Here is a 25,752-nt window from a genome sequence, read left to right on the forward strand (position 1 = left end):
GCCGCCACCCCGGCGCCCCGCCACCGAGGACACCCATGCACGCCCTGCGCATCGTCGTCGACAAGCTCAGCGACTGGTCCCCCTATTACCCCAGTGACGATCTGATCGCTGCCGAAGACTACCTCTCCCAGTCCCCCCTCGACGGCGAGTCCGGCACCACCCGGGTCCTCAACCTGTGCGGTGACCTGGAATATCTGGGCCGCGGCTACTATGTCTCGCTGCTGGCCCAGGCCCGTGGCCAGCGGGTACTCCCCACGGTAGAGACCCTCAACCAGTTGGCCCGCAAGCCCCTGATCGACCTGGAGCTGGAAGGCCTGGAACCGCTACTGAACACCCTGGCACGCCAGGGAGCCCTGGCCGGCGACGTCCTTCGCCTGCGGATCATGTTCGGCGAGTGCGAGCCGCCGGCCCTGGCACGCCTGGCCCGGCGGCTCTTCGAACGACTGCCCTGCCCATTGCTGGAGGCCCAGCTGACTTCCCGACAGGGCCAATGGCGGCTGACCCGACTCCGCCCCCTGCGCCTCACGGCCCTCAATGGTGACGAGCAGGATCGCTTCGCCGCGGCGCTCAATCGCCACTCGCGGCGCATCTGGCGCACGCCCCGGGCGCGACGTCGCTACCGCTTCGACCTGGCCATGCTGGTGGATCCCCAGGAGACCCTGCCGCCCAGCAACCGCGGCGCCCTGAAGCGCTTTATCCGCGCCGGCCGGCGCCTGGGCATCGACGTCTCGCTGATCACCCACCGCGACCGGGGGCGCCTGGCGGAGTTCGATGGGCTCTTTATCCGCGAGACCACCGCCCTGGACCATCCCAGCTATCAATTGGCGCGCCGCGCCGAGCACGAGGGGCTGGTGGTCATCGACGACAGCCGCTCCATCCTGCGCTGCACCAACAAGGTCTACCTGCACACCCTGCTCGAGGCCAAGGGCATCCCGGCCCCCCAGGGGCACCTCCTCCAGCGCAGCGGGCGTCATCGGCTGGCCGAGCTGGCCTCGACCCTTAGCTATCCGCGGGTGCTCAAGGTACCGGACGGCGCCTTCTCCCGTGGCATCGTCAAGATCGACGGCCCCGAGGCGCTGCAGCGGGAGGCGGCGCGCCTGTTCGAGAGCTCGGCCCTGTTGCTGTTGCAGGAGTGGCTACCCACCGACTTCGACTGGCGCATCGGCGTCCTCGATGGTCGACCGCTGTTCGCCAGTCGCTATTACATGGCGCGGGGGCACTGGCAGATCTACGATCACTCGGCGGCCAAGGTCCGCAGCGGCGGCTTCAGCACCCATGCCATCGAGGAGGTCCCGGCGGCGGTGGTGCGCACGGCACTGAAGGCCACACGGCTGATCGGCGACGGCCTCTATGGCGTCGACCTCAAGCAGATCGGCGAGCGGGTGGTGGTGATCGAGATCAACGACAACCCCAATATTGATGCCGGTATCGAGGACCGGGTCCTGGGGGACCGCCTCTACGAAACGCTGATGGGGGTCTTTCTGGCACGCATGGAGACACAGCGTCGCCGACTCGGTTAGCCGGGTCGGGGCAATAACAAGGCAGTGATCAGCAGAAAGTGGCGCGCTTGGCTCCCCGAGCAGGACTCGAACCTGCGACCCAATGATTAACAGTCATTTGCTCTACCAACTGAGCTATCGGGGAACAACGCCTTGCAGGATCTCAGACCAGGATAGGAGATGGCTCCTCGAGCAGGACTCGAACCTGCGACCCAGTGATTAACAGTCACTTGCTCTACCAACTGAGCTATCGAGGATCGGTCTGAGCGGTGTTCGTCGCGCTGCGGTTGGCTCCCCGAGCAGGACTCGAACCTGCGACCCAATGATTAACAGTCATTTGCTCTACCAACTGAGCTATCGGGGAACAGCGTCGAACACGGGGCGTAGTATAAGGATTATTGCTTCGGGGTCAAGGGGTAAGCTGGCTTTCCAGGCCAAAAAGCAAACCGCCGCCCGGAGGCGGCGGTCATGTCTGGCGGTGCAGCATCAGGTCATGGCCGGAGACGCATAAGAGATCGGGGCCCGGGCGCTCTTCTCTTCGAAGGTAACGATCTCGAAGGCCTCGGGACTCTCCAGCAGCACGCGACATAGCTGATTGTTCAGGGCATGCCCCGACTTCACGCCACGGAACTCGCCGATCAGACTATGGCCCAGCTGATAGAGGTCGCCGATGGCATCCAGCACCTTGTGCTTGACGAACTCGTCCTCATAGCGCAGGCCATCCTCGTTCATGATCCGGTAGTCGTCCACCACGATGGCATTGTCGAGGCTACCGCCGAGGGCCAGGTTGTGGGAGCGCAGGTACTCGAGGTCGCGCATAAAGCCGAAGGTGCGCGCCCGGGAGACCTCCTTGACGAAGGAGGTGGTGGAGAAATCCACCACGGCGCACTGATCGCGCAGCGCCATCACCGGATGATCGAAGTCGATGGAAAAAGCCACCTTGAAGCCATCATAGGGCAGGAAGGCGGCCTCCTTGTCGTCCTCACGCACCACTAGCTCGCGCTTGATGCGGATAAACTTCTTGGCGGCCTCCTGCTCCTCGATACCCGCGGACTGGATCAGGAACACGAAGGGGCCGGCACTGCCGTCCATGATCGGCACCTCGGGGGCACTGACCTCGACGATGGCATTGTCGATGCCCAGGCCGGCGAAGGCGGACATCAGGTGCTCGACGGTGGCCACCTTGACGCCATCCCGGGACAGGGCGGTGCACAGGGTGGTGTCGGTGACGTTGACCGCACGGGCGGGAATCTCCACCACCGGGTCGAGGTCGGTACGCACGAAGACGATACCGCTGTTGACCGGGGCCGGCCGCAGCGTCAGGTAGACCTTCTCGCCGGAGTGCAGGCCGACGCCGGTGGCGCGAATGGTGTTGCTGAGAGTGCGTTGTCGGATCATGGGTAACCGCCAGGCAAAAAGCTTGTTATCAAACGGTGTTCACTATAGCAGCGAACACCCGTTTTACCAAAAGATTCTCGCCCAACGGTCACTATGCATCCGATAGCCGCCATCAATCGGCCTGGCGGCGCAGGAAGGCCGGGATATCCAGGTAGTCATCCAGCTCCTGGGAAGAGCGACGCTTCTCGGCGCGGGCCTTGGACGACGCCTCCTGCTCCGCCTTGGCGGCCTGCTGGCGGGCCACCGCGGGCTGCTGCTGCAGCTTGCGGTAGTCCGGGGAAGGCTCGGAGCGACTCACCGTGGTGTCGCGCTGGGCCGGCTTCTGGACGCGGCCGTCGAGGCCGGCGGCCACCACGGTGACACGCAGCTCGTCGCTCATCTCCATGTCGATGGAGGTACCCACGACGATGGTGGCGTCCTGGGAGGCGAACTCCTGGACGGTGGCGCCCACGTCGTTGAACTCGCCGATGGAGAGGTCGGGGCCGGCGGTGATATTGACCAGAATCCCGCGGGCACCATGCAGGTCGATATCCTCCAGCAGGGGACTCCGGATCGCCTTCTCGGCGGCCTCCCGGGCGCGGTTCTCGCCGGTGGCGCCGCCGGTGCCCATCATCGCCATGCCCATCTCGGACATCACGGTGCGCACGTCGGCGAAGTCGACGTTGATGATGCCGGGGCTGGTAATCAGCTCGGCGATGCCCTGAACGGCGCCCAGCAGGACGTCATTGGCGGCACTGAAGGCGGTGAGCAGGCTGGCGCTCTTGCCCAGTACCGAGAGCAGCTTCTCGTTGGGGATGGTGATCAGGGAGTCGACGTGCTCGGAGAGCTCCTTCATGCCCTCCTCGGCGGCACGCATCCGCTTGGGCCCCTCGAAGGGGAAGGGGCGGGTCACCACCGCCACGGTGAGGATGCCCAGCTCCTTGGCCACCTGGGCCACCACCGGGGCACCACCGGTGCCGGTGCCACCCCCCATGCCGGCGGTGATAAACACCATATCGGCACCACTGAGCAGCTCGGCGATGCGCTCGCGATCCTCCATGGCGGCCTGGCGCCCCACCTCCGGGTTGGCACCGGCCCCGAGGCCCTTGGTGATTTCGCCACCCAGTTGGAGAACGGTCTTGGCGGCGACCCGCTTCAAGGCCTGGGCATCGGTATTGGCGCAGATGAACTCCACGCCCTCGATGCTGCTCTCCACCATATGGTTGACGGCATTGCCACCGCCGCCGCCCACGCCGATCACCTTGATGACCGCGCTGCTTGAGGGCGCGTTATCTACCAGCTCGAACATAAGCCCCGTCTCCTGGACCGCTCGCGGCCCTATCAGAAATTTCCTTTGAACCAGCTCTTCAGCTTGTTGAATGCCAGCATGCCATCCTTGAGCCCACCACGCGGGGTAGTCTCGCGCCTCGGCTGGGCCGGAACGGTGCGTCCATCCCCCTGACGACCATGCTCCTGTCGGGCTTCACGCATACCGTAATGTAGCAAACCCACCCCGGTGGAATAAATCGGGTTACGCACCACATCGGCGAGGCCGCGCACCTTCTGCGGGCAGGCGATGCGCACCGGCATATGGAAGATCTCCTCCGCCAGTTCCACCACCCCCTCCATGCGCGAAGTGCCACCGGTGAGCACCACCCCGGCGGCGACCAGGTCCTCGAAGCCACTGCGCCGCAGTTCGTCGCGAATCAGGGTGAAAAGTTCCTCGTAGCGAGGCTCCACCACCTCGGCCAGGGCCTGGCGGGAGAGGTCCCGGGCCGGCCGATCGCCGACGCTGGGCACCTTGATCATCTCGTCCCCGGAGGCCAGCTGAGTCAAGGCACAGGCATACTTGACCTTGATCTCCTCGGCGTACTGGGTCGGCGTGCGCAACGCCATGGCGATATCATTGGTGACCTGGTCGCCGGCGATGGGGATCACCGCGGTGTGGCGAATGGCGCCCTCGGTGAAGACCGCGATATCGGTGGTCCCACCGCCGATATCCACCATGCACACCCCCAGTTCCCGTTCGTCCTCGGTGAGCACCGCTAGGCTGGAGGCGAGCTGTTCGAGGATCACCGCGTCCACCTCGAGGCCGCAGCGCCGCACGCACTTCTCGATATTCTGCACCGCATTCAGCGCCGCCGTGACCAGATGGACCCGCGCCTCCAGGCGCACGCCGGACATGCCCAGCGGCTCGCGAATGCCCTCCTGGGTGTCGATGGCGAACTCCTGGGGCAACACGTGCAGCACCCGCTGCCCCTCGGAGATGGCCCGCGCCCGGGCCGAATCGATGACCCGATCGATATCCGAAAGCGTCACCTCGCGATCCTTGATGGCCACCACTCCATCGGAATTCATGGAGCTGATATGGCTACCCGCCACCCCCACATAGACCGAGTGGATATCGCAGCCGGCCATCAATTCGGCTTCCTCGACGGCGCGCTGGATCGACTGGACGGTGGATTCGATATTGATCACCACGCCCTTCTTCATACCGTGGGACGGATGAGAGCCGATGCCGGCGATTTCGATGCCGCCATCGTCGGTGGGTTGCCCCACGATCGCCACGACCTTGGATGTTCCGATATCCAGCCCGACTACCATATTGGAAGCATTGGGTTGTCCTGCCATGGGTCGTGATCACTCCTAGATTCTCGCCGAGGCACAGAGTCGTTTAAAACGACAATAAAGACATAGCGCCAATTATAGGAACAAGTGTGCACTCAGCACCAGTCTAACCAGAAAGCATAGGCCAGAATACGGAGAATTATCGTGAAAAGAAACTCCCCTGGCCCGGAAAAAACCGCCGTTTCATTCAGCCATTGTGCGCCGACTCGAGCCCTTCGCTATCGCTCTCGCCATGCCAGGCCACGGCGATCCCATTGGGATAACGCAGATCGATATAACGAATATGCTCCTCCAACTGCCCCAGTTCGCGCTCCCAGGCGGCGGCGAATCGCGCCAGCCGCGCCGGGCGATCGTTGCGCCCCAGCATCACCCAGATACTGTGATCGAGCTGCAGACGCCAGGCACCGCGGGCCTCGAGGCGCAACTGGGTGACCGCCACTCCCAGCTCCTCCAGCCGGGCCTGCAACTGGCGATAGTAGGCCAGCACCTCGGGGCCGCTGCCCGGCGGGCCGGCCAGATCCGGCAGCCCCGTGGGCAGCCCCTCGCCATCGAAGGCGAAGGGCTCGCCGGCGGCATTGAGCAGGAAGTCGTCGTGCCAGCGGGCCACCGGGCGCTGCTCCTCCAGCTCGAAGGCCAACACATCCGGCCACCGGCGACTGATCCGCACCTCCGCCAGCCAGCCGACCTCCCTGGCCCGCTCACGCAGTTCGCCGAGGTCCACCGATAGCCAGGTCTCCCCCACCACCAGGGGCGCCAGTTGGCTACGCAGGTAGCCGGGGCCGACATGGCGTACCTGGCCGTCGATCACCACCCGCTCGATGGGACGATCCAGCCATAGCCAGAGGGCACGGCCACCGGCCACCAGCACCAGGGCCATCAGCACCAGGCCAAACAGCGATCCTCGCCGCATGCGCATGGTCGCCTAGGACGCCGAGGCGGTAGCGAGGATCGCCAGTACCAGGGCATCGAAGTCGATGCCGGCATGGGCGGCGGCCTGGGGCACCAGGCTGTGATCGGTCATCCCCGGCACCGTATTGACCTCCAGCAGCCAGAAGCGTCCCTGACCGTCACGCATCACGTCGATGCGTCCCCAGCCGCGGCAACCAATGGCCTCGAAGGCGGCACGGCAGAGCTCGCCGAGCTCGGCTTCCTCCGTCGGGCTCAGGCCGCAGGGCAGGTGATACTGGGTGTCGTTGGAGACGTACTTGGCCTCGTAGTCGTAGAAGCCGCTGGGCACCTCGACGCGGATCGCCGGCAACACCCGGCCACCGAGCAGCGACACCGTGTACTCCTCGCCACGAATAAAGCGCTCGGCCATCACCTGGGCATCGAAACGCGCCGCCTCGCGATAGGCGGCGGCCAGGGACTCGGCATCCTCGACGATGGTGATGCCGAGCGTCGAGCCCTCGTGCACCGGCTTGACGATCAGCGGCAGGCCGAGGCGCCCACAGACCGCCTCCCAGTCCGCCCCGTCGTGGAGCAGCAGGCTCTGCGGCGTGGGCAGGTCCAGGGCCTGCCACACCTGCTTGGTACGCTGCTTGTCCATGCCCAGCGCCGAGGCCAGCACGCCGCTGCCGGTATAGGGGATCTTCAGCAGTTCCAGGGCGCCCTGCAGGGTGCCGTCCTCGCCGCCGCGGCCATGCAGGGCGATAAAGACCCGATCCGGGGCCAGGCGCTCCAGGCCCACCAGGCCGCCCTCGGCGGGATCATAGCCCTGGGCATCCACGCCGCTGCGGCGCAGGGCGTCGAGGACCGCCTTGCCGCTGACCAGGGAGACCTCCCGCTCGGCGGAGTCGCCGCCATAGAGCACCACCACGCGACCATAGTCGCCCTGCCTCGCCTCGGTCATAGACTCACCTCGTCCAGCTGCAGTTGGGCCTCGGCCAGGCGTTGGGCGATGCCGCCCACGTCGCCGGCCCCCTGGGTAATCAGGATATCGCCGGGGCGCAGCACCCGCGCCAGCAGCGCCGGCAGCTCCGCCTTGTCGGCCACGAAGAGGGGATCGACCGCGCCCCGCTGACGGATCGACCCGGCCAGGGTCTTGCCCTCGGCCCCGGGAATCGGCGCCTCGCCGGCGCTGTAGACGTCCAGCAGCAGCAGGGTGTCGACCCCGGAGAGCACCCGCACGAAGTCCTCATAGAGATCCCGGGTGCGGGTATAGCGATGGGGCTGATAGAGCATCACCAGGCGCCGCTCGGGCCAGCCGGCGCGCACCGCCCGGATCACCATCTCCACCTCTCGGGGATGGTGGCCATAATCGTCCACCAGCATCACCTCGCCGCCCCCCTCGGGGGCGGCGAAGTCGCCCTGCACCTGGAAGCGCCGCCCGACCCCGGCGAAGCCGGCCAGGCCACGCACGATGGCCTGGTCATCGACGCCGGCGTCGCTGGCCACGGCGATGGCCGCCAGGGCATTGAGGGCATTGTGCTCGCCGGGCATGGCCAGGCGCACCGCCAGCGGCGCCAGCCCATCGGGACGCAGGGCGGTGAAGCGGATCTCGCCGGCCTCCTGGACGAAGTCGGTGATGCGGTAGTCGGCGTCCTCGCTGAAACCATAGGTCACGAACTGGCGGTGCAGCCGCTCGCGCAGCTCCCGCACATTGGCGTCATCGATACACAGCACCGCCAGCCCATAGAAGGGCAGGTTGTGGAGAAACTCCACGAAGGTGGTCTTCAGCCGCTCGAAGTCGCCGCCATAGGTGCTCATATGGTCGGCATCGATATTGGTGACGATGGAGACCATGGGCTGCAGATGCAGGAAGGAGGCGTCGGACTCGTCGGCCTCCGCCACCAGGTAGTCGCCCTCCCCCAGCCGCGCATTGGTGCCGGCGCTGGTCAGCTTGCCGCCGATCACGAAGGTGGGATCGAGCCCGCCCTCGGCGAGCAGGGTGGCGGTCAGACTGGTGGTGGTGGTCTTGCCATGGGTGCCGGCCACGGCGATGCCGTGACGGAAGCGCATCAGCTCGGCGAGCATCTCGGCGCGGCGCACCACCGGCACCCGATGCGCCTGGGCCCAGGCGATCTCCGGGTTGCTGGCATCGATGGCGGTGGAGACCACCACCACGTCGGCGCCTTCCACATGGGCCTCGGCGTGGCCGATGGCCACCGGGATGCCGCAGCCACGCAGGTGACCGACCACCGCGGAGTCGCGAATATCCGAGCCGCTGACCCGGTAGCCCTGGTTGGCCAGTACCTCGGCGATGCCACACATGCCGGCACCACCGATGCCGATGAAATGAATGCGCCGGATGCGGCGCATGCCCAGGCCGAGGCCCGGGCGGGGGATGTTATTGCTCAAAACCTATCTCCATGCAGCCTGCCACCAGGCGATCGACGGCGTCCAGCTGGGCCTGGGCCCGGGCGCGGCTCGCCATGCTGGCAAGGGTGGGGGAATCCAAGAGGGCCGTCAGACGCTCGGCGAGATGCTCGGCGGTCAGCTGCGCCTGGGGCAGCAGCTCCGCCGCCCCGGCCTCGACCAGGGCCCGGGCATTGGCGGTCTGGTGGTCGTCCACGGCGTGGGGAAAGGGCACGAAGAGCGCCGGCTTGGCGGCGGCGGCCAGCTCGCTGACGGTCAGGGCGCCGGCCCGGCACACCACCAGGTCGGCCCAGTCGTAGGCCGCGGCCATCTCATCGATAAAATCACTCACCCGAGCCTCGACCCCGGCCGCCGCGTAGGCGGCCCGGGTCGCGTCCTGCTTGTCGCGGCCGGCCTGATGGCGCACCTCGGGACGATGCGCTTCGGGCAGCCGCGCCAGGGCTGGCGCCAGGGTCTCGTTGAGGGCCTGGGCGCCCAGGGAGCCCCCCACTACCAGCAGGCGCAGCCGGCGCCCGGCCATCGCCTCGGCGTCGCGGGGCCGCTCGCCCAGGGCGGCGATCTCGCCGCGCACCGGGTTGCCGACCCGCTCGGCACGCCCCGCCGGGAAGGCCTCGGGGAAGGCCGCATAGACCCGCCTGGCCAGCCGCGCCAGGGCCTTGTTGGTCAGCCCCGCCACGGCGTTCTGTTCGTGAATCACCAGGGGCCGGCGCATCAGCCAGGCGGCCAGGCCGCCGGGGCCGCTGGCGAAGCCGCCGAGGCCCACCACCAGCTGGGGGTCGACCTCGGCGATCACCCGCCGGGCCTGCCAGACGGCGCGCAGCAGCTTGAACGGGGCGAGCAGCCAGCCGGCCGCCCCCTTGCCGCGCAGCCCGGCCACTTGAATATGGTGCAGGGGAATCCCCGCCGCGGGGACCAAACGGTTCTCGATGCCCCGGGGACTGCCCAGCCAGGCCACCTCGATGCCCCGGGCCGCCAGGCCCCGGGCCAGGGACAGGGCGGGAATCACATGGCCGCCGGTACCGCCGGCCATGATCAGCACGCGGCGCTTGTTATCACTCACTACAGACTCCTCGCACGCTTTGCACTCCCGGTACGTCCCGCCGACTCCCGGGAAGTCGGCCGTGCCGGGCGCAGGCGCCGCTGAAAACGCCGGGTCTCGATATCGGCGCGCAACACCAGGGCCACCATGGCGCCGCACACCAGCAGGCTCGAGCCACCATAGCTGAGCAGCGGCAGGGTCAACCCCTTGGTGGGCAGCATGCCGCTGCTGACGGCGATATTGATAAAGGCCTGGGCGCCGATCACGAAGGCGATACCGTAACTCAGATAGGCGGCGAAGGGCAGCCGCGCCAGCTCCGCCCGGCGTCCCACGACCAGTGCCCGCACCACCAGCAGCAGGAAGAGGCCGATGACCGCGATCGCCCCCACCAGCCCCAGCTCCTCGGCCAGTACGGCGAAGACGAAGTCGGTATGCGCCTCCGGCAGGTAGAAGAGCTTCTGGATGCTGTTGCCGAGCCCCATCCCCAGCCAGTGGCCGCGCCCGAAGGCGATCAACGACTGGGTGAGCTGGTACCCGCTGGCGAACTGATCGGCCCAGGGATCGGCGAAGCTGGTCAGGCGCGCCACCCGATAGGGCTCGGCCACCGCCAGGTAGGCCCCGGCCAGGCCCACCAGCACCAGCAACAGGCCGAAGCGCCACAGCGGGGCGCCGGCCATCAGCAGCATGCCCATCATGCAGCCGCCGATCACCACCACGGCGCCGTAATCGGGCTCGAGGATCAGCAGGCCCGCCGCCACCAGCATGATCACCAGGGGGCGCAGGAAGGCCCCCCACTCGCGGCGCACCTGGGGCAGGAAACGCTCCAGGTAGCCCGCCAGGTAGATGATCAGGCACAGCTTGGCCACTTCCGAGGCCTGCAGGTTCAAGGGAAACCCGGGCAAGGCGATCCAGCGTCGGCTACCGTTGACCTCGCGCCCGACGAGCAGCACCAGCACCAGCAGGCCCAGTCCCACCACCAGTAGCAGGGGGCCATTGGCCCGCCACCAGGCCAGGGGCACGCAGGCCACCCCGGTCGCCACCACCAGGGTCAGCAGCACGAAGGCACCATGGCGCAGGCTGAAATAGTAGGGGTTACCGGTCAGGCTGGAGGCCACCCCGGTGGAGGCGGAAGTCACCATCACCCAGCCGATCAGCAGCAGCGACAACGCCGCCACCAGCAGCCAGGCATCGAAGGGCCCCTCCCCGCCCGGCGTCGCCGGGGACTGTCGCCGAGGGCTCATGAGGCGGCCTCCCGGTGCGCCAGCACCCAGCGCCGAAAGGCCTCGCCGCGTTCCTGATAGTCGGCGAACTGATCGAGGCTGGCGCAGGCCGGCGACAACAGCACGCAGTCGCCGGGCGCGGCGATGGCCGCCGCCCGCGCCAGGGCGCTCTCCAGGTCCGTCACCCGGGTCAGGGGCAGGCGGCCCGAGAGCGCCGCCTCGAGGCGCTCGGCATCGGCGCCGAAGAGGATCGCCTCGCGGCCATGGCGAGCCAGCGGCGCCGCCAGGGGGGCGAAGTCGGCGCCCTTGCCAACGCCGCCGGCCAGCAGGATCAGGCGGCCATCGAGGGTCGGGCCGAGCCCGGCGATGGCGGCCAGGGTCGCCCCCACATTGGTGCCCTTGGAGTCATTGATCCAGGCCACCCCGTTCCATTCCGCCACCAGCTCGCCGCGATGGGGCAGGCCGCGGAAGGCGCGCAGGGTGGCGAGCATGGCGTCCAGGGGCAGACCCAGGCGGTGCCCCATGGCCAGGGCCGCCAGGGCGTTGGCCTGGTTATGGCGGCCGCGCAGGCCCAGCTCGGCGCAGGGCAGCAGGGCCTCGGCACCATGCATCAGCCAGTCGCCGCCCTCATCCCGGGCGGCCAGGCCCCAGTCATCGCCCTCGGGGGCGGCGGTGGTAAACCGCGACAGATTCGGCGGCGGCGTCTCGGGCCAGGTGGCGGGATCCTCGGCGTTGATCACCCCATGGGCGGCGCCGCGGAAGATACGCTGCTTGGCGGCGCGATAGCCGGCCAGGTCGCCGTGGCGATCCAGGTGATCCTCGCAGAGGTTGAGGAAGGCCGCCGTCTCGGCGCCCAGCCACGGCGTGGTCTCGAGCTGGAAGCTGGAGAGCTCCAGCACGAAGAGCTCGGCGTCGGGCCGGTCGTGGAGCAGGTCCAGGGCCGGGGTGCCCAGGTTGCCGCCTACCGCCACCCGATGGCCGGCGGCCCGGGCCATCTCCCCCAGCAGGGTGGTCACCGTGGACTTGGCATTGGAGCCGGTGATGGCGGCGATGGGCGCCCTGGCGTCGCGCACGAAGAGGGCGATCTCGCCCACCAGCCGGGGTTCGCCGGTGGCCGGATCAAGGGCCTCGGCGAGGCCCTCCAGCCCCGGGGTGGCGGGGTCCACGCCGGGGCTCAGCACCACCTCGGCCACCCCGGAGAGGTCCAGGGCGGTGAGCGGCCCGCAATGGATCGGCACCCCCGGATGGGCGGTGCGAAAGTCGTCCAGCCCCGGCGGTGCCGGGCGGGTGTCCGCCATCATGAAAGGCACGCCGCGGCGGCTCAGATGGCGAGCGATGGCACGGCCGGAGATGCCCAGCCCCACCACCAGCGTGGTTCCCGGCGCCACTTCGATCATGCACTACTCCTCGGCATCTCGCGCCCTGGTGTTATCGGATCTTGAGGGTCGCCAGGCCCAGCAGCACCAGCACCACGGTGATGATCCAGAAGCGCACGATGACCCGCGGCTCGGGCCAGCCCTTGAGTTCGAAATGGTGATGCAGGGGCGCCATGCGGAAGATGCGTCGCCCGGTGAGCTTGTAGGAGCCCACCTGGAGGATCACCGAAATGGTCTCCATGACGAAGATACCGCCCATGATAAAGAGCACGATCTCCTGGCGCACGATCACCGCCACCACGCCGAGGGCCGCGCCCAGGGCCAGGGCCCCCACGTCGCCCATGAAGACCTGGGCCGGATAGGTGTTGAACCACAGGAAGCCGAGGCCGGCACCGGCGATGGTGGCGCAGAACACCGCCAGTTCCCCGGAGCCGGGAATCACCGGAATCTGCAGGTAGTCGGCGAACACCGTGTTGCCGCTGGCGTAGGCGAACACCGCCAGGCCCATGGCCACCATCACGGTGGGCATGATCGCCAGGCCGTCGAGGCCGTCGGTGAGGTTCACCGCATTGGAGCTGCCGACGATCACCAGGTAGGTGAGGACGATATAGAAGAGCCCCAGGGGCAGCACCACGTCCTTGAACAGCGGCACGATCAGGCTGGTCTCGACGGGGCTGGCGGCGGTGACATAGAGCACCACGGCGGCGGCCAGGCCGATCACCGACTGCCATAGGTACTTCCAGCGCGCCGGCAGGCCGCGGGGGTTCTTCTCCACCACCTTGCGGTAGTCATCGACCCAGCCGATGGCGCCGAAACCCAGGGTCACCGCCAGCACGATCCACACATAGTGGTTGCCGAGATCGGCCCACAGCAGGGTACTGACGGCGATGGCCATCAGGATCATGGCCCCGCCCATGGTGGGGGTGCCCGCCTTGGAGAGGTGCGACTGGGGGCCGTCGTCGCGCACCGCCTGTCCGATCTGGCGCTCCACCAGGCGGCGGATCATCCAGGGCCCCAGCCACAGGCACAGCAGCAGTGCCGTCAGGGTCCCCAGGATCATCCGCAGGGTCAGATAGTTGAAGACATTGAAGGCGCTGAACAGCGGCGCCAGAAGATCAGCCAGATATAGCAGCATGTGTCCTATTCACCTTGATGCCTTGCCGTGAGCGCATTCACCAGGCGCTCCATGCCGGCACTGCGCGACCCCTTCACCAGCACGCTGGCTCCCGGCGGCAGATGGGTTTGGGCATGGCGCGCCAGCGCCTGCCAATCGTCGAAATGCTCGCCCCCCGGTCCGAAAGCCTCGGCCGCCGGGCGGGCCCCCTCCCCCAGGGTCAAGAGGCGCTGGATGCCCAGGGCCCGGGCGTGGCGCCCGACCCGGGCATGCAGCGCCGGTGATGCCTCGCCCAGCTCGCCCATGGCGCCCAGCAGGCACCAACGGGGCTCGGGCAGCTCGGCCAGCAGCCCCAGGGCCGCCTCCACCGCCCCGGGGTTGGCATTGTAGCTGTCGTCCAGCACCCGGCTGCCACGAATCCCCGCCAGCGACGTCAGGCGCCCCGCCAGGGGTTGGGCCGCCGCCAGGCGCTCGAGCAGGGTCGCCTCGTCGAGGCCCAGGGCCAGGGCGGCGGCCGCCGCGGCCAGGGCATTGGCGACGTTATGGCGCCCCAGCAGGGCCAACTGAACCCGTCCCAGCTCGCGGCCGTCGCGAACCAGCGTGAAAGCATAGCGCCCGAGGGCATCACAGACCAGCGCCCGGGCCTGCAGCCGGGCCGGCGACTCGCCCTCCCCCACCACGGCGAAGTCGAGGACCTCCCGGGGCCGGGCCAGGGCGCGCCATACCGGGAAGAAGCGGTCGTCGCGGTTGAGCACCGCCACCCCGTCGGTGGGCAGAGCGGCGAGGATCTCGCCCTTGGCCTGGGCGATCTGCCCCAGGCCGCCGAACTCCCCCACATGGGCGCCGGTGACATTGGTGATCACCGCCACCCGGGGCGCGGCCAGGGCCGCGGTCCAGGCGATCTCGCCGAGGTGATTGGCGCCCAGCTCGACCACCGCCTGGCGGTGCGCCGGGGTCAGCTCGAGCAGGGTCAGGGGGGCACCGAAGTCGTTGTTGAGGTTGCCCCGGGTGGCCAGGGTGCCGGGGCCCAGCAGGGTCGCCAGCAGCTCCTTGACGGTGGTCTTGCCGCTGTTGCCGGTGATCGCCACCAGGGGCCCGCCCCAGGCCCGGCGCCGGGCCTGGCCCAGCAGGCCCAGGGCCAGCCGGGTATCGGCCACCGGCAGTTGAGCCAGGGGGTCGTCCACCGACCGGGAGACCACCGCCGCCACGGCCCCGGCCTCGCGCACCTGGGCCAGGAAGTCGTGGGCGTCGAAACGCTCGCCGACCAGGGCCACGAAGAGATCCCCCGGGGCCAGGCGACGGCTGTCGGTGACGATGCCTCTCACCGGCGTCTCGGGGGCCGTCACCGCCTCGATACCCAGCGCCTCGGCCACCTGCCCCAGGGTCGCCAGGCCGCAGCTCGGGAGTGTCTCGCTCATGGGCGTGCCTCCAGGACCGCCTCGGCGGCCTCCCGATCACAGAAATGGTGCTTGACGCCGGCGATCTCCTGATAGGTCTCGTGGCCCTTGCCAGCCAGCAGCACCACGTCCTCGGGGGCGGCCTGGGCGATCACCCAGGCGATCGCCTCAGCACGCCCGGCCACCTCATGAATGCGCCCGTCGGCAACCCCGGCGAGCCCCTCGCGGATGGCGGCACGAATCGCCGCCGGCGCCTCGCCGCGGGGGTTGTCGTCGGTAATCACCAGGTGATCGGCCCGGGCCGCCGCGGCGGCCCCCATCAGGGCCCGCTTGCCGGGATCGCGATCGCCGCCGCAGCCGAACAGGCACCACAGGCGCCCCTCGCTTCCCAGGTGATCGCGTAGGGCGCCCAGGGCGTTGTCCAGGGCATCCGGCGTATGGGCATAGTCCACCACCACCCCGGGCCGGCCCGGGCGGCGCAGCAGTTGCATGCGCCCCGGCACCGGGGTCAGACGCTGCGCCGCCTCGGTCAGGGCGGCCAGGGGCTCGCCCTGGCCGTAGAGCAGCGCCATGGCCAGTAGCACATTGTCGAGATTGAAGCGCCCCATCAACGGCAGCTCCAGGGCGAACTCTCCCTCGGGGCCCGCCACCAGGGCGCGCTGCCCCCGGGCATGGGGCCACCAGTCGAGCACCCTCAGGGTGGTGGCCGCGTCGCGCCCGATGGCCAGCACCCGCACCGCGCCCTGCCTGGGCACCCCCGCCAGCATCAGCCGCGCCAGGGGGTCGTCGCCATTGACCACCGCCAACTCGAGTTCCGGGCGCCGGAACAGCCGCGCCTTGGCGGCGGCGTAGGCGGCCATGCTGCCGTGATAGTCGAGGTGGTCGCGGCTCAGGTTGGTAAAGGCCGCGGCCTGCACCCGGGTGTCCTGGAGGCGGTCCTGATCCAGGGCATGGGAGGAGACCTCCATGGCCACCCGCTTCGCGCCCTGGGCGACCAGGGCCCCCAGTTGGGCCTGCAGGGCCAGGGGCCCGGGGGTGGTCTGCTCCCCCTCGACCAAGCGGTCGGGGCGCCCGAAGCCGAGGGTCCCGATCATCCCGCAGGGGGTGCCCAGGGCCTCGCTGAGCAGGGCCACATAGTGGGTCACCGAGCTCTTGCCGTTGGTGCCGGTGACGCCGATCAAGGGCAGCTCGGCGGGCACCCGGAACAGCGCCCGCCCCAGCTCGGCCTGGCGCGCCTTGAGCCCCGGCAGACACAGCACCCGGGGATCCTCGGGAGGCGTCATATCGGCGCCCGTTTCGAGCTGATGGCAGAGCACCAGGGCGGCGCCGGCGACCAGGGCCGCGGTGATATGCTCGCGGCCGTCGCGCTGCACCCCGGGCAGGGCGACGAAGACATCGCCCGCGGCCAGGGTCCGGCTATCCAGCACCAGGCGGCGGGGCCCGGGGGCCAGGCTCACGGGGCACTCGGGCCAGAGGCGTGCCAGGCACGCCGTCAGGTGTTGGCTCTCCACCTGCATAGTCTCTCCTCGTCGCGGCGCGGGGCTCATCGGTCGGCATCCGGGGGCACGTCCAGCAGCCGCAGGGCGTTGCCGGTCACCCGGGAAAAGACCGGCGCGGCCACCGCGCCTCCATAGAACTCTCCGGCGCGGGGGTGATCGATCATCACCACGGTGACGATGCGTGGGTCGGAGATGGGCGCGATACCAGCGAAGACACTGCGGTAGGCGTTTTCCTGGTAGCCGTCGGCGCCGGTCTTGCGCACCGTGCCGGTCTTGCCGCCGACCCGATAGCCTTCCACCTGGGCCTGGCGCCCGCCGGTGTAGGCCCCCACCGAGGACTCCAGCAGCTCCAGCAGGGTGCGGGCCACTTCGGGGTCGATGGCGGGCTCGCCCCGGGGCGGCTCGTCCAGGCGCAGCAGCGAGGGCGGCAGGCGTACCCCCTCGTTGGCGATGGCGGTATAGGCGCTGGCCAGTTGCAGGGCGGAGGTCGAGAGGCCATAGCCATAGGCCAGCGCCGCCCGCTCGCTGCGCGACCAGCGCACCGGTGCCGGCAGGCTACCGGTGGCCTCGCCGGGGAAGCCGGTCTCGGTGCTCTGCCCCAGCCCCAGGCGGCGGTACTGGTCGGCGATAACGTTGGGCTCGAGCTCCAGGGCCAGCCGTGACATGCCGATATTGGAAGACTTCTCGAGGATACCGGAGAGGTCCAGCTCGCCATAGTTGCGGATATCGCGGATGGTGAAGCGGTCGATGCGCATCCAGCCCGGCGAGGTATCCACCACCGTGTCCCGAGTCACCTCGCCGCTGGAGAGTATGGCCGCCATGGCCAGGGGCTTCATCACCGAGCCCGGCTCGAAGACATCGACGATGGCCTGATTGCGCAGGCCGCGGGGGTCGAGGCCGGCACGATTGTTGGGGTTATAGGAGGGCTGATTGGCCATCGCCAGCACCTCGCCGGTGCGGGCATCCAGCATCACCACCACGCCACCCTCCGCCTCGTGCTCGGCCACCGCGGTCTTGAGCTCCCGATAGGCCATGTACTGCAGGCGCTGATCGATGGACAGGGTCAGGGTGCCGCCGGGCCGCGACTCGCGCAGCAGGGCCAGGTCGCGCACCAGGCGCCCGCGGCGGTCCTTGAGCACGCGCCGCTGCCCCGGGGTACCGGCCAGATAGGGCTGGAAGGCCAACTCCAGCCCCTCCTGCCCCTGGTCGTCCACGTTGGTGACGCCCACCAACTGGGCGGTCACCTCGCCGGCGGGGTAGTAGCGCTTGTACTCATCCTGGCCGTAGACCCCCGGCACCTCCAGGTCGAGGATGCGCTGGGCCTCGGCGGGGGTCACCTGGCGGCGCAGGTACATGAATTCACGCTCGGCGAAACGCTCGATACGGGTATTGAGGGCATCGAGCTCCAGGTCCAGGGCACGGGCCAGCATCAGGCGCTGAATATGGTCGTCGGGAAGTTCCTGGGGATTGGCCCAGAGGCTCACCACCGGAGTGGAGATGGCCAGGGGCTCGCCGTGGCGATCGGTGATCATGCCACGATGGGCGGGAATGGGGTCGACCCGCAGGGTGCGGGCATCGCCCTGCCCCTGGAGGAAGGGGCGCTCGATGACATGCAGGTAGACGATGCGCCCGGCCAGCAGCCCCATGGCCAACAGCACCAGCCCCAGCACCAGCAGGAAGCGCCCCCCGGCCAGGGGCTCGGACTGGGCGCGACGACGCCGGCTGGCGGCGTCCTGGGCGGCACTGCTCATGGCCGGATCACCTCCGCTTCATGCACATCGGGCAGGCGCATCTCCAGGCGTTCCACCGCCAACCGCTCGACGCGTGCCGGCGACGACCAGGCACTCTCCTCGAGCAACAACTGGCCCCACTCGGTCTGCAGTTGATTGTGCTCCCGCTCCAGGCGCTGCAGGCGGGCATACTGCTCCCGGGTCAGGTGGCTGGAGGCGACCACCGCCACCGCACTGACCAGGGTCCCGCCCACCAGCAGGGCCACCAGCAGCAGGCCGGTGCCGATCCTGAGGCGCCTGAGTGAGGCAAGGTCGATTCGTCCCTGAAACATGCCGCCCTACCCCAGCTTGCGCGCCACCCGCATCACCGCACTGCGGGCACGGGGGTTCTCGGCCACCTCCTCGTCCCCCGGGCGCCGTGCCTTGCCCAGCGCCTCCAGACGACGATTGAGCTGGTCCTCGCGCAGGGGGACCCCCCGCGGCAGATGGGTGTCGCCCCGGGCCTGGTCGCGAATAAAGCGCTTGACCCGGCGATCCTCCAGGGAGTGGAAGCTGATCACCACCAGATGACCGCCCGGGGCCAGGGCCTCCAGGGCCGCCTCGAGCGCCGCATCGAGCTGCTCCAGTTCGCCGTTGACCTGGATGCGCAGGGCCTGAAAGGCCCGGGTGGCGGGATGCTTACCCTTCTCCCAGGCGGGATGGGCGGTCTTGATCACCTCGGCCAGGTCCTGGGTGCGGGTAAAGGGGTGCTCGCCGCGACGGGCGACGATGGCCCGGGCCAGGCGCCGCGCATAGCGCTCCTCGCCATAGGTCTTGAACACCCGGGCGATCTCGTCCTCCTTGACCCGCGCCAGCCAGGACGCGGCGCTCTCGCCGTGGGTCGGGTCCATGCGCATGTCCAGGGGACCGTCGCGCAGGAAGCTGAAACCCCGCTCGGGATCGTCCAATTGAGGAGACGAGACGCCGATATCGAGCAGGATGCCGGAGAGGCGGCCGTGCAGGCCATGGGCCTCGGCGAACTCGCCCAGGCGGGAGAACTCGCCCTGTTCGATGCTGAAGCGGGGATCATCGATGCGCCCCGCCTCGGCGATCGCCTGGGGGTCGCGATCCACGGCCAGCAGCCGCCCCGCCGACGCCAGGCGCGCGAGGATGGCACGGGAATGGCCGCCACGGCCGAAGGTCCCATCCAGGTAGGTCCCTTCGGGATCATGCACCAGGGCCTCGACGGCGCCGTCGAGCAGGACGCTGGCGTGCTGGAAGGAGGGCGCGAGGGTCTCGGATGAGGACATGGGATTCCGCTAAGGTGCCTGGCCAAGGCCACGGCATGCCGTGGCGGGGGATAAATAGAGAGGGAGTCGGCCATTAAGCCGGGTTCTGTCGTGGACAGCCATTCATCTAGGAGACGCGTCGCCGCGCCCCTCAAGCAACCTACCCGAACCCAACGCGGGCCACGCCAACGGGTTCCTATTTGGTCTTGCTCCGGGTGGGGTTTACCGTGCCACGCACTGTTACCAGGCGCGCGGTGCGCTCTTACCGCACCCTTTCACCCTTACCGGCTTCCCGAGGGAAGCTTAGGCGGTCTACTCTCTGCTGCACTAGCCGTCGGCTCGCGCCGCCCAGGCGTTACCTGGCACCCTGCCCTATGGAGCCCGGACTTTCCTCCCCCGACCAAAGGCCGGCGGCGACTGTCTCGGCCGACTCCCAAGCGGGCAAGGATAACAGCGCGCCGCCGCCCCCACAACCGGCCCCGCGCCGAGGGCGACGGCATGGCAGTAAGTTATCACTCGCCTTGGGCGCCGCGCTGGATTATCGGGCATCCTTCAAGGCCTGGGCCTGGGCGTACCAGGGTTACCTGGCGCCCCCAACACCCGGGCGGCTAGCGCCGCACTCTGCTTGACGCCCACCCGGCCCCGCGCCGAGGGCGACGGCATGGCAGTAAGTTATCACTTCGCCTTGGGCGCCGCGCTGGACTATCGGGCATCCTTCAAGGCCTGGGCCTGGGCGTACCACTGCTTCTTGGTGCCACCGAGCACCCGGGTGGCCACCGCCGCGCTCTGCTTGACGCCCACCCCCTCGCTCAGCAGCGCCGCCAGCAGGGTCTCGCCCTCCAGGGTCACGGCATCGACTTCGCGAGGCGGCGCCCCGGCCACCATCACCACGAACTCGCCACGGGCCTGGTCCGGGTCCGCCGCCAGGACCTCGAGCAGCGTCGAGGCCGCCCCCTCCAGGAAGGTCTCGAAGGTCTTGGTCAGCTCCCGGGCCAGCACCAGATGGCGCTCGCCATAACAGACGGCGATATCCGCCAGGGTATCGCGGATGCGATGGGGCGACTCATAGAAGACCAGGGTCTCGTCGCGTTCCGCCAGGGCCTCGAGCCGCGCCCGCCGGGCGCCCCCCTTGGCGGGCAGGAAACCGCGAAACAGGAAGCGGTCGGTGGGCAACCCCGCCGCCGACAGGGCCGTCACCAGGGCGCAGGGGCCCGGCACCGGCACCACGCGATGCCCCAGGCGACGCAGCTCGCGCACCAGCACGAAGCCCGGATCGCAGATCAGGGGCGTACCGGCATCGCTGATCAGGGCCACGTCCTCGCCGGCCGCCAGGTGAGCGGCGATACGCGCCACCCGGCTCGCCTCGTTGTGCTCATGCAGCGACAACAGCGGCCGCTCGATCCCCAGGTGGCGCAACAAGCGTCCGCTATGGCGGGTATCCTCGGCGGCCACCAGCGCCGCCTCGGCGAGCACCCGGGCGGCCCGGGGGGAGAGATCCTCGAGGTTACCAATCGGCGTGGCGACCACGTACAATGCGCCGTAAGCTGGATCCATGGTTCGGCTTCCAAAAGTTCAGTGATCGGACAAGGAATAGGGTTCTATGCACACGTCGCGACGCGGCTGGCTGTTCGCCGCCCTTCTCGCCCTCTTGATGGCCGGCTGCGCGGCACCGCCGGCGATAATGGAGCGTCTCACCGAGCGGGAACCCGGCGAGCTGCTCGCCCGGGCCGAACAGCAGGCCCCCGCTGAAGCGGCCCGCTCCCGCCTCGAAGCGGCGGACATCCTAGCACGCCGCGGCGACGCGACCCAGGCGCTGGACGTGGCCTCGCGACTCGATGATCGCCGGCTCGACGGCGAGGCGCGAGTTCGCTGGGCGCTGCTGCTTTCCGCACTCGGCATCCAACTGGATGACGCCAACAGCGTGCTGCAGGCGGCCCAGACCCTGGACGACGACCTGCCCTTCACCTCCGACCAGCGCCTCACCCTGCGCCAGCGCCAGGGGCAGGCGCTGGCCGAGCTCGGCGAGCACGCCGCCGCCGCCGAGGCGCTGCTGGCGGTTCAGGCCGCGACCGGCGACGAGGGCCTCAATGACACCCTCTGGTCGCTGCTGAGCCGCCTCGACGAGCGCACCCTGGCGAGCCTGGGCGAGGATCGCCTGACCCAGGGCTGGCGGGAGCTGGTGGCGGTACAGCGCGGCAGCGGCGGCGACATCGAGCGTCTCTTCGAACGCCTCGACGCCTGGCGCGGCCGCCATGGCGGCCACCCGGCGGCGCGCAGCCTGCCCGGCGACCTGCTGGCCCTGCGCGACCTGCGCGGCCAGGAAGTTCGGCATATCGCCGTGCTGCTGCCGGAGTCCGGCCCCCTGGCCAACCTGGCCAAGGAGATCCGCCGCGGCCTGGAGGCGCGCCAGCGGGAGGCCGAACAGGAAGGCATTCGCGTGCCTCGCCTGAGCTTTATCGATGCCAGCCACGGCGACCTGGATGCCCTCTACGCCGCCGCCACCATGGCCGGCGCCCAGGCGGTGATCGGCCCCCTGGACAAGGATCAGGTGACCCGCCTGGAGGGTCGCGACAGCGTGCCGCTGCCGACCCTGGCGCTGAACTACGGCAACAATGCCGAGAACCGCGCCGCCAACCTCTTCCAGTATGGCCTCTCCGCCGAGGACGAGGCCCGCCAGGTGGCCCGCCGCGCCTATGCCGATGGCCATCGCCGCGCCGCCATGCTGATTCCCGGCAACGAGTGGGGCAACCGGGTCGGCCGCGCCTTCGAGCGCGAGTGGCAGGCCCAGGGCGGCGAGCTGACCCAGGCGGTGAACTACAACCCCAATGGCTCGGCCACCGACGGCGCCCGACGCGCCGCCGCCGGCCGCCCGGACATGCTGTTCCTGCTGGCCATCCCCAGCTATGCCCGCCAGGTCCCCCCCAATCTGGAGTTCATCGGCGTCGATCGCCTACCCATCTATGGCACCTCGCAGCTCTATGAGGGGCGTCCCCAGCCGCGGGTCGACCACGACCTCGATGGGGTGATGTTCGTGGAGATTCCCTGGCTGATTCCCGATGCCGCCGTGGGCGGCGAAGAGGTGCTGCCCTTCCTCGACAGCTACTACCGGCTACGCGAGAGCGAGGACCCGGGCCTGCTGAAGCTGGGCGCCATGGGGGTGGATGCCTTCGAGCTGGGACGCCGCCTGCTGCAGCTCCAGGTGCTCGGCGGCAGCGAGATTTCGGGCGCTACCGGCCGCCTGCGCCCGGCCGCCGATGGCCGCATCCAGCGCGAGCTGCCCTGGGCCCGCTTCGAGGCCGGCGTGCCCCAGCTCCCCCTGCTCAATCGCTTCGACGATGGCCGGGCCCGCTGACGCCCGCGCCCGCGGCTCGGCCGTCGAGACCGCCGCCGAGGCCTGGCTGGCCGAGCGCGGCCTGACTCGGGTCGCGCGCAACCAGCACGCCAAGGGCGGCGAGCTCGACCTGGTGATGCGCGACGGAGACACCCTGGTGTTCGTCGAGGTCAAGCATCGCGCCGACTGCCGCCACGGCCACCCCCTCGAGAGCGTCACCCCTACCAAGCAGCGCCGCCTGATCCGGGCGGCGCATTTTTATCTCCAACGCAACCGGCTATCATGTCCCTGCCGCTTCGACGTGGTGGCCGTGACCGGCCAGCCGCCGCACCTGGACTTCCACTGGGTGCGCGCCGCCTTCGAAGCGTTCTGACCGCCAAAGGACCCGGAAGATGGATTTGCAGACTCGCATTCTCGGCCACTTCAATGCCAGCATCGACACCAAGACCTACGCCAGCGAGGTGTTGCCGCCCTTTATCGAGGTGGCCAGCCAGATGATGGTGCAGTGCCTGGTCAACGAAGGAAAGATCCTGGCCTGTGGCAATGGCGGCAGCGCCGGCGACAGCCAGCACTTCTCCTCGGAACTGCTCAACCGCTTCGAGCGGGAGCGCCCCAGCCTGCCGGCCCTGGCCCTGACCACCGACACCTCGACCCTGACCTCCATCGCCAACGACTACAGCTACAACGAGGTCTTCTCCAAGCAGGTCCGCGCCCTGGGCCAGCCCGGCGACGTCCTGCTGGCGATCTCCACCAGCGGCAACTCCGCCAATGTGATCCAGGCGATCCAGGCCGCCCATGACCGGGACATGACGGTGGTCGCCCTGACCGGCCGCGACGGCGGCGACATGGCCTCCCTGCTCGGCCAGGACGACTGCGAGATTCGCGTCCCCGCCACCTCCACCGCACGCATCCAGGAAGTGCACCTGCTGGTGATCCACTGCCTGTGCGATCTGATCGACGAACAACTCTTCGGCAGCAGCGAGGCCTGACATGACCAAGCCCCTACTGACATCCCTCTTGATCGTCGCCGCCCTCGGCCTCTCCGGCTGCACCCTCAACTCGGGGGGCGAGAACTACGGCCAGCGCACCCTGGGCTCCCAGGTGGAAGACCAGAGCATCGAACTCAAGATCAAGGGCGACCTGGAGCGGGCCGACGCCCGCTTCCGCGATGCCCGGGTCAAGGTGGACAGCTACAACGGCATCGTGCTGCTGACCGGTCAGGTGCCCAGCCAGGAACTCCAGGAACGGGCCACCGCCATCGCCCGGGAGGTGCGCCATGTCCGCCAGGTACATAACGAGCTGGCGGTGGCCGCCAACCTGCCACTCTCCCAACGCGCCACCGACACCTGGCTGACCACCCGCATTCGCGCCCAACTGGTGGCCGACGAGTCCATCGATGGCGGCCGCATCCGGGTGATCACCGAGAACGCCAGCGTCTACCTGATGGGCATGGTGACCCGCGCCGAGGCGGAGCGAGTCGTGGCCGCGGCCTCCGGGGTGGGCGGCGTGCAGCGTATCGTCAAGGCCTTCGAGTACCTCGACTGAGTGTGCGGATGATGCCAAACGACAACGGCGGCCCACAGGCCGCCGTTGTCGTTTCATCCCTTGATCCCAGCGAGCGACTACTTGACCACACGCAGGCTGGGACGCCCCTTCTTGGGCGCCGGTCGCTCGCCGCCGGCGTCATCCGACACCTCGGTGTCGCTCTCTACGCTACTGAGCTCGGGCCCTTCGGCGGCCGCCTCGGGCTCCTCCACTTCCACGGCATCATCATAGCCCGGCATCACCGGCTCATGGCCGAACACCATGCCCACGCCATTTTCGCGGGCGTAGAGGGCCACCAGGGCCTCCCCGGGCACCACCACCTGCATGGGCTGACCACTGAAGCGGGCACCGAAGGTGATGGCTTCGTTGTCCATCGACAGGTCGCGCACCGCCGTGGGGGCGATGTTCAGCACGATCTGGCCGTTCTGCACGAATTGGGTGGGCACCACCACGCCGGGGCGCTCGGCATCCACCACGATATAGGGGGTCTGGTCGTTATCCAGCAGCCACTGATACAGGGCCCTGGCCAGATAGGGACGGCTCGACAGCATCTCTGCCCTCCTCGTCGTCTCGGTCGGACCGGCGGGATCACCCCCGGCCCGGAGAAAGTTGCGGTCTGGCGACGAGTCCGGCACCCGCGGCGCCGAGCCTCATCGGTGCGCCATCAGGGGCGCATCTCCTTCTCGGCCTCGGTCAGGGAGTCCTTGAAGGCATCACGCTCGAAGACCCGCTGCATGTAGCCCAGCAGCGGCTTGACCTGCTTCTCCGGCAGTTCGATCCCGAGTGCCGGAAGGCGCCACAGGATCGGGGCCAGACAGCAATCCACCAGCGAGAACTCCTCGCTCATGAAGTAGGCCATGTCCTCGAAGATGGGCGAGATGCCCACCAGGCTCTCGCGCAGCTCCTTGCGCGCCTTCTCGGCATCCTTCTTGGCGCCGCCGAGGATCTGCTCCACCAGCGGGCACCACTCCCGTTCGATGCGATGCATCCACAGGCGACTCTGGGCCCGGGCCACCGGATAGACCGGCAGCAGCGGCGGATGCGGGAAGCGCTCGTCCAGGTACTCCATCATTACCTTGGATTCGTAGAGCACCAGATCGCGATCCAGCAGGGTCGGCACACTATTGTAGGGGTTGAGATCCGCCAGCTCCTCGGGGTGATTCTCCTCGGAGACCTCCAGGATATCGACGGCCACCCCCTTCTCCGCCAGCACGATACGAACCCGATGACTGAAGTGATCATCGCTACCGGAATAGAAGGTCATCGACGACCGCTTGGCCACTACACCCATGAAACAATCCTCGCATCAGTTCGAGCCAAGATGATAACACGCCCGTTCGGACAGTAGTCGTACCTCAGGGGCAATCGATAGGGCAAGTGCCTATCGACCGGCCCCAGGCCTTCGACACAAAGG

Annotated in this window: 23 protein-coding genes, 3 tRNA genes and 1 other RNA gene; 5 read left to right on the forward strand and 22 right to left on the reverse strand. The window is 68.9% G+C overall.

Annotated features, from left to right (window positions below; translation table 11 throughout):
* The first annotated feature begins 35 nt into the window (after positions 1 to 35).
* On the forward strand, positions 36 to 1,520 hold the full coding sequence (locus ACZ5EF_RS13105) for a RimK family protein (RefSeq protein WP_346063461.1): 1,485 nt from the start codon (positions 36 to 38) through the stop codon (positions 1,518 to 1,520).
* A gap of 48 nt (positions 1,521 to 1,568) precedes the next feature.
* On the opposite strand, the gene ACZ5EF_RS13110 is transcribed toward ACZ5EF_RS13105, so the two are convergent.
* The 20 genes from ACZ5EF_RS13110 to rsmI form a co-directional block, all read right to left on the reverse strand.
* Positions 1,569 to 1,644 (reverse strand) — tRNA-Asn (locus ACZ5EF_RS13110).
* A 36-nt stretch (positions 1,645 to 1,680) separates the two neighbouring features.
* Positions 1,681 to 1,756: transfer RNA gene (locus ACZ5EF_RS13115), tRNA-Asn, on the reverse strand.
* Between the two features lie 31 nt (positions 1,757 to 1,787).
* A tRNA-Asn gene (locus ACZ5EF_RS13120) sits at positions 1,788 to 1,863 on the reverse strand.
* A gap of 122 nt (positions 1,864 to 1,985) precedes the next feature.
* Entirely contained in the window at positions 1,986 to 2,897 is a 912-nt protein-coding gene (gene lpxC / locus ACZ5EF_RS13125; RefSeq protein WP_346063460.1) for a UDP-3-O-acyl-N-acetylglucosamine deacetylase, read from the reverse strand.
* A gap of 112 nt (positions 2,898 to 3,009) precedes the next feature.
* The gene (gene ftsZ / locus ACZ5EF_RS13130; RefSeq protein WP_346063459.1) at positions 3,010 to 4,185 is read right to left on the reverse strand and encodes a cell division protein FtsZ; all 1,176 of its coding nucleotides are present in this window, start codon (positions 4,183 to 4,185) and stop codon (positions 3,010 to 3,012) included.
* Between the two features lie 32 nt (positions 4,186 to 4,217).
* Positions 4,218 to 5,507 carry a cell division protein FtsA gene (ftsA, locus tag ACZ5EF_RS13135; RefSeq protein WP_195860993.1) on the reverse strand — a complete coding sequence of 430 codons (1,290 nt, stop codon included), beginning with the start codon at positions 5,505 to 5,507 and terminating at the stop codon, positions 4,218 to 4,220.
* Between the two features lie 184 nt (positions 5,508 to 5,691).
* The gene (locus ACZ5EF_RS13140; RefSeq protein WP_346063458.1) at positions 5,692 to 6,414 is read right to left on the reverse strand and encodes a cell division protein FtsQ/DivIB; all 723 of its coding nucleotides are present in this window, start codon (positions 6,412 to 6,414) and stop codon (positions 5,692 to 5,694) included.
* A 12-nt stretch (positions 6,415 to 6,426) separates the two neighbouring features.
* The gene (locus ACZ5EF_RS13145) at positions 6,427 to 7,353 is read right to left on the reverse strand and encodes a D-alanine--D-alanine ligase (protein ID WP_346063457.1); all 927 of its coding nucleotides are present in this window, start codon (positions 7,351 to 7,353) and stop codon (positions 6,427 to 6,429) included.
* Positions 7,350 to 8,762, reverse strand: coding sequence for a UDP-N-acetylmuramate--L-alanine ligase (gene murC, locus ACZ5EF_RS13150; protein WP_346063546.1), 1,413 nt, complete (start codon positions 8,760 to 8,762; stop codon positions 7,350 to 7,352). Before murC ends, ACZ5EF_RS13145 begins: the two co-directional genes overlap by 4 nt.
* 28 nt (positions 8,763 to 8,790) lie before the next feature.
* Complete coding sequence (gene murG / locus ACZ5EF_RS13155; protein WP_379730079.1) at positions 8,791 to 9,849, reverse strand: undecaprenyldiphospho-muramoylpentapeptide beta-N-acetylglucosaminyltransferase; 1,059 nt, start codon at positions 9,847 to 9,849, stop codon at positions 8,791 to 8,793.
* Positions 9,850 to 9,878: 29 nt separating this feature from the next.
* A complete protein-coding gene (ftsW, locus tag ACZ5EF_RS13160) occupies positions 9,879 to 11,099 on the reverse strand; it encodes a putative lipid II flippase FtsW (protein ID WP_346063455.1) in 1,221 nt (406 codons plus the stop codon).
* Complete coding sequence (gene murD / locus ACZ5EF_RS13165) at positions 11,096 to 12,475, reverse strand: UDP-N-acetylmuramoyl-L-alanine--D-glutamate ligase (RefSeq protein ID WP_346063454.1); 1,380 nt, start codon at positions 12,473 to 12,475, stop codon at positions 11,096 to 11,098. Before murD ends, ftsW begins: the two co-directional genes overlap by 4 nt.
* A gap of 31 nt (positions 12,476 to 12,506) precedes the next feature.
* The gene (gene mraY, locus ACZ5EF_RS13170) at positions 12,507 to 13,589 is read right to left on the reverse strand and encodes a phospho-N-acetylmuramoyl-pentapeptide-transferase (protein WP_346063453.1); all 1,083 of its coding nucleotides are present in this window, start codon (positions 13,587 to 13,589) and stop codon (positions 12,507 to 12,509) included.
* Between the two features lie 5 nt (positions 13,590 to 13,594).
* A complete protein-coding gene (locus ACZ5EF_RS13175) occupies positions 13,595 to 14,986 on the reverse strand; it encodes a UDP-N-acetylmuramoyl-tripeptide--D-alanyl-D-alanine ligase (RefSeq protein WP_346063452.1) in 1,392 nt (463 codons plus the stop codon).
* Positions 14,983 to 16,482, reverse strand: a complete 1,500-nt coding sequence (locus ACZ5EF_RS13180; RefSeq protein WP_346063451.1) for a UDP-N-acetylmuramoyl-L-alanyl-D-glutamate--2,6-diaminopimelate ligase — start codon at positions 16,480 to 16,482, stop codon at positions 14,983 to 14,985. Before ACZ5EF_RS13180 ends, ACZ5EF_RS13175 begins: the two co-directional genes overlap by 4 nt.
* A 26-nt stretch (positions 16,483 to 16,508) precedes the next feature.
* The gene (locus ACZ5EF_RS13185; protein ID WP_346063450.1) at positions 16,509 to 18,215 is read right to left on the reverse strand and encodes a peptidoglycan D,D-transpeptidase FtsI family protein; all 1,707 of its coding nucleotides are present in this window, start codon (positions 18,213 to 18,215) and stop codon (positions 16,509 to 16,511) included.
* On the reverse strand, positions 18,212 to 18,526 hold the full coding sequence (ftsL, locus tag ACZ5EF_RS13190; RefSeq protein ID WP_346063449.1) for a cell division protein FtsL: 315 nt from the start codon (positions 18,524 to 18,526) through the stop codon (positions 18,212 to 18,214). Before ftsL ends, ACZ5EF_RS13185 begins: the two co-directional genes overlap by 4 nt.
* 6 nt (positions 18,527 to 18,532) lie before the next feature.
* Positions 18,533 to 19,483: a 16S rRNA (cytosine(1402)-N(4))-methyltransferase RsmH gene (rsmH, locus tag ACZ5EF_RS13195; protein WP_346063448.1), complete on the reverse strand. Its 951-nt coding sequence runs from the start codon at positions 19,481 to 19,483 to the stop codon at positions 18,533 to 18,535.
* Between the two features lie 58 nt (positions 19,484 to 19,541).
* An RNA gene (gene rnpB, locus ACZ5EF_RS13200) (RNase P RNA component class A) lies at positions 19,542 to 19,896 on the reverse strand.
* A gap of 268 nt (positions 19,897 to 20,164) precedes the next feature.
* Positions 20,165 to 21,016, reverse strand: a complete 852-nt coding sequence (gene rsmI, locus ACZ5EF_RS13205; RefSeq protein ID WP_346063447.1) for a 16S rRNA (cytidine(1402)-2'-O)-methyltransferase — start codon at positions 21,014 to 21,016, stop codon at positions 20,165 to 20,167.
* Positions 21,017 to 21,062: 46 nt separating this feature from the next.
* Between rsmI and ACZ5EF_RS13210 the strand changes: the two genes are divergently transcribed.
* Genes ACZ5EF_RS13210 through ACZ5EF_RS13225 form a run of 4 tightly spaced genes read left to right on the forward strand, consistent with a single transcriptional unit; the run spans position 21,063 to position 24,338 of the window.
* The gene (locus tag ACZ5EF_RS13210) at positions 21,063 to 22,814 is read left to right on the forward strand and encodes a penicillin-binding protein activator (protein ID WP_346063446.1); all 1,752 of its coding nucleotides are present in this window, start codon (positions 21,063 to 21,065) and stop codon (positions 22,812 to 22,814) included.
* Complete coding sequence (locus tag ACZ5EF_RS13215) at positions 22,798 to 23,166, forward strand: YraN family protein (protein WP_346063445.1); 369 nt, start codon at positions 22,798 to 22,800, stop codon at positions 23,164 to 23,166. The genes ACZ5EF_RS13210 and ACZ5EF_RS13215 overlap by 17 nt, the downstream gene beginning before the upstream one ends.
* A 19-nt stretch (positions 23,167 to 23,185) precedes the next feature.
* Positions 23,186 to 23,782, forward strand: a complete 597-nt coding sequence (locus tag ACZ5EF_RS13220; protein ID WP_346063444.1) for a phosphoheptose isomerase — start codon at positions 23,186 to 23,188, stop codon at positions 23,780 to 23,782.
* Between the two features lies 1 nt (position 23,783).
* On the forward strand, positions 23,784 to 24,338 hold the full coding sequence (locus ACZ5EF_RS13225; protein WP_346063443.1) for a BON domain-containing protein: 555 nt from the start codon (positions 23,784 to 23,786) through the stop codon (positions 24,336 to 24,338).
* 77 nt (positions 24,339 to 24,415) lie between these two features.
* Here the strand turns inward: ACZ5EF_RS13225 and ACZ5EF_RS13230 are convergent, their stop codons facing one another.
* Complete coding sequence (locus ACZ5EF_RS13230; RefSeq protein WP_346063442.1) at positions 24,416 to 24,889, reverse strand: ClpXP protease specificity-enhancing factor; 474 nt, start codon at positions 24,887 to 24,889, stop codon at positions 24,416 to 24,418.
* 113 nt (positions 24,890 to 25,002) lie between these two features.
* On the reverse strand, positions 25,003 to 25,629 hold the full coding sequence (gene sspA, locus ACZ5EF_RS13235) for a stringent starvation protein SspA (RefSeq protein ID WP_346063441.1): 627 nt from the start codon (positions 25,627 to 25,629) through the stop codon (positions 25,003 to 25,005).
* Between the last annotated feature and the right edge of the window lie 123 nt (positions 25,630 to 25,752).

The organism is Bisbaumannia salifodinae, from assembly GCF_055388505.1.

What these genes read in the sequence shown, in the direction of transcription:
- murD (WP_346063454.1), bottom strand. Translation starts at nt 12,475, where the DNA reads ATGATCGAAGTGGCGCCGGGAACCACGCTGGTGGTGGGGCTGGGCATC.
- murG (WP_379730079.1), bottom strand. Translation starts at nt 9,849, where the DNA reads ATGGCCGGCGGTACCGGCGGCCATGTGATTCCCGCCCTGTCCCTGGCC.
- ACZ5EF_RS13105 (WP_346063461.1), top strand. Translation starts at nt 36, where the DNA reads ATGCACGCCCTGCGCATCGTCGTCGACAAGCTCAGCGACTGGTCCCCC.
- sspA (WP_346063441.1), bottom strand. Translation starts at nt 25,629, where the DNA reads ATGGGTGTAGTGGCCAAGCGGTCGTCGATGACCTTCTATTCCGGTAGC.
- murC (WP_346063546.1), bottom strand. Translation starts at nt 8,762, where the DNA reads ATGCGCCGCATCCGGCGCATTCATTTCATCGGCATCGGTGGTGCCGGC.
- ACZ5EF_RS13175 (WP_346063452.1), bottom strand. Translation starts at nt 14,986, where the DNA reads ATGAGCGAGACACTCCCGAGCTGCGGCCTGGCGACCCTGGGGCAGGTG.
- ACZ5EF_RS13145 (WP_346063457.1), bottom strand. Translation starts at nt 7,353, where the DNA reads ATGACCGAGGCGAGGCAGGGCGACTATGGTCGCGTGGTGGTGCTCTAT.
- ACZ5EF_RS13215 (WP_346063445.1), top strand. Translation starts at nt 22,798, where the DNA reads ATGGCCGGGCCCGCTGACGCCCGCGCCCGCGGCTCGGCCGTCGAGACC.
- ACZ5EF_RS13230 (WP_346063442.1), bottom strand. Translation starts at nt 24,889, where the DNA reads ATGCTGTCGAGCCGTCCCTATCTGGCCAGGGCCCTGTATCAGTGGCTG.
- ftsZ (WP_346063459.1), bottom strand. Translation starts at nt 4,185, where the DNA reads ATGTTCGAGCTGGTAGATAACGCGCCCTCAAGCAGCGCGGTCATCAAG.
- ftsA (WP_195860993.1), bottom strand. Translation starts at nt 5,507, where the DNA reads ATGGCAGGACAACCCAATGCTTCCAATATGGTAGTCGGGCTGGATATC.
- ACZ5EF_RS13185 (WP_346063450.1), bottom strand. Translation starts at nt 18,215, where the DNA reads ATGAGCAGTGCCGCCCAGGACGCCGCCAGCCGGCGTCGTCGCGCCCAG.
- ftsL (WP_346063449.1), bottom strand. Translation starts at nt 18,526, where the DNA reads ATGTTTCAGGGACGAATCGACCTTGCCTCACTCAGGCGCCTCAGGATC.
- ACZ5EF_RS13220 (WP_346063444.1), top strand. Translation starts at nt 23,186, where the DNA reads ATGGATTTGCAGACTCGCATTCTCGGCCACTTCAATGCCAGCATCGAC.
- ACZ5EF_RS13180 (WP_346063451.1), bottom strand. Translation starts at nt 16,482, where the DNA reads ATGCAGGTGGAGAGCCAACACCTGACGGCGTGCCTGGCACGCCTCTGG.
- rsmI (WP_346063447.1), bottom strand. Translation starts at nt 21,016, where the DNA reads ATGGATCCAGCTTACGGCGCATTGTACGTGGTCGCCACGCCGATTGGT.
- ftsW (WP_346063455.1), bottom strand. Translation starts at nt 11,099, where the DNA reads ATGAGCCCTCGGCGACAGTCCCCGGCGACGCCGGGCGGGGAGGGGCCC.
- ACZ5EF_RS13210 (WP_346063446.1), top strand. Translation starts at nt 21,063, where the DNA reads ATGCACACGTCGCGACGCGGCTGGCTGTTCGCCGCCCTTCTCGCCCTC.
- ACZ5EF_RS13140 (WP_346063458.1), bottom strand. Translation starts at nt 6,414, where the DNA reads ATGCGGCGAGGATCGCTGTTTGGCCTGGTGCTGATGGCCCTGGTGCTG.
- rsmH (WP_346063448.1), bottom strand. Translation starts at nt 19,483, where the DNA reads ATGTCCTCATCCGAGACCCTCGCGCCCTCCTTCCAGCACGCCAGCGTC.
- lpxC (WP_346063460.1), bottom strand. Translation starts at nt 2,897, where the DNA reads ATGATCCGACAACGCACTCTCAGCAACACCATTCGCGCCACCGGCGTC.
- mraY (WP_346063453.1), bottom strand. Translation starts at nt 13,589, where the DNA reads ATGCTGCTATATCTGGCTGATCTTCTGGCGCCGCTGTTCAGCGCCTTC.
- ACZ5EF_RS13225 (WP_346063443.1), top strand. Translation starts at nt 23,784, where the DNA reads ATGACCAAGCCCCTACTGACATCCCTCTTGATCGTCGCCGCCCTCGGC.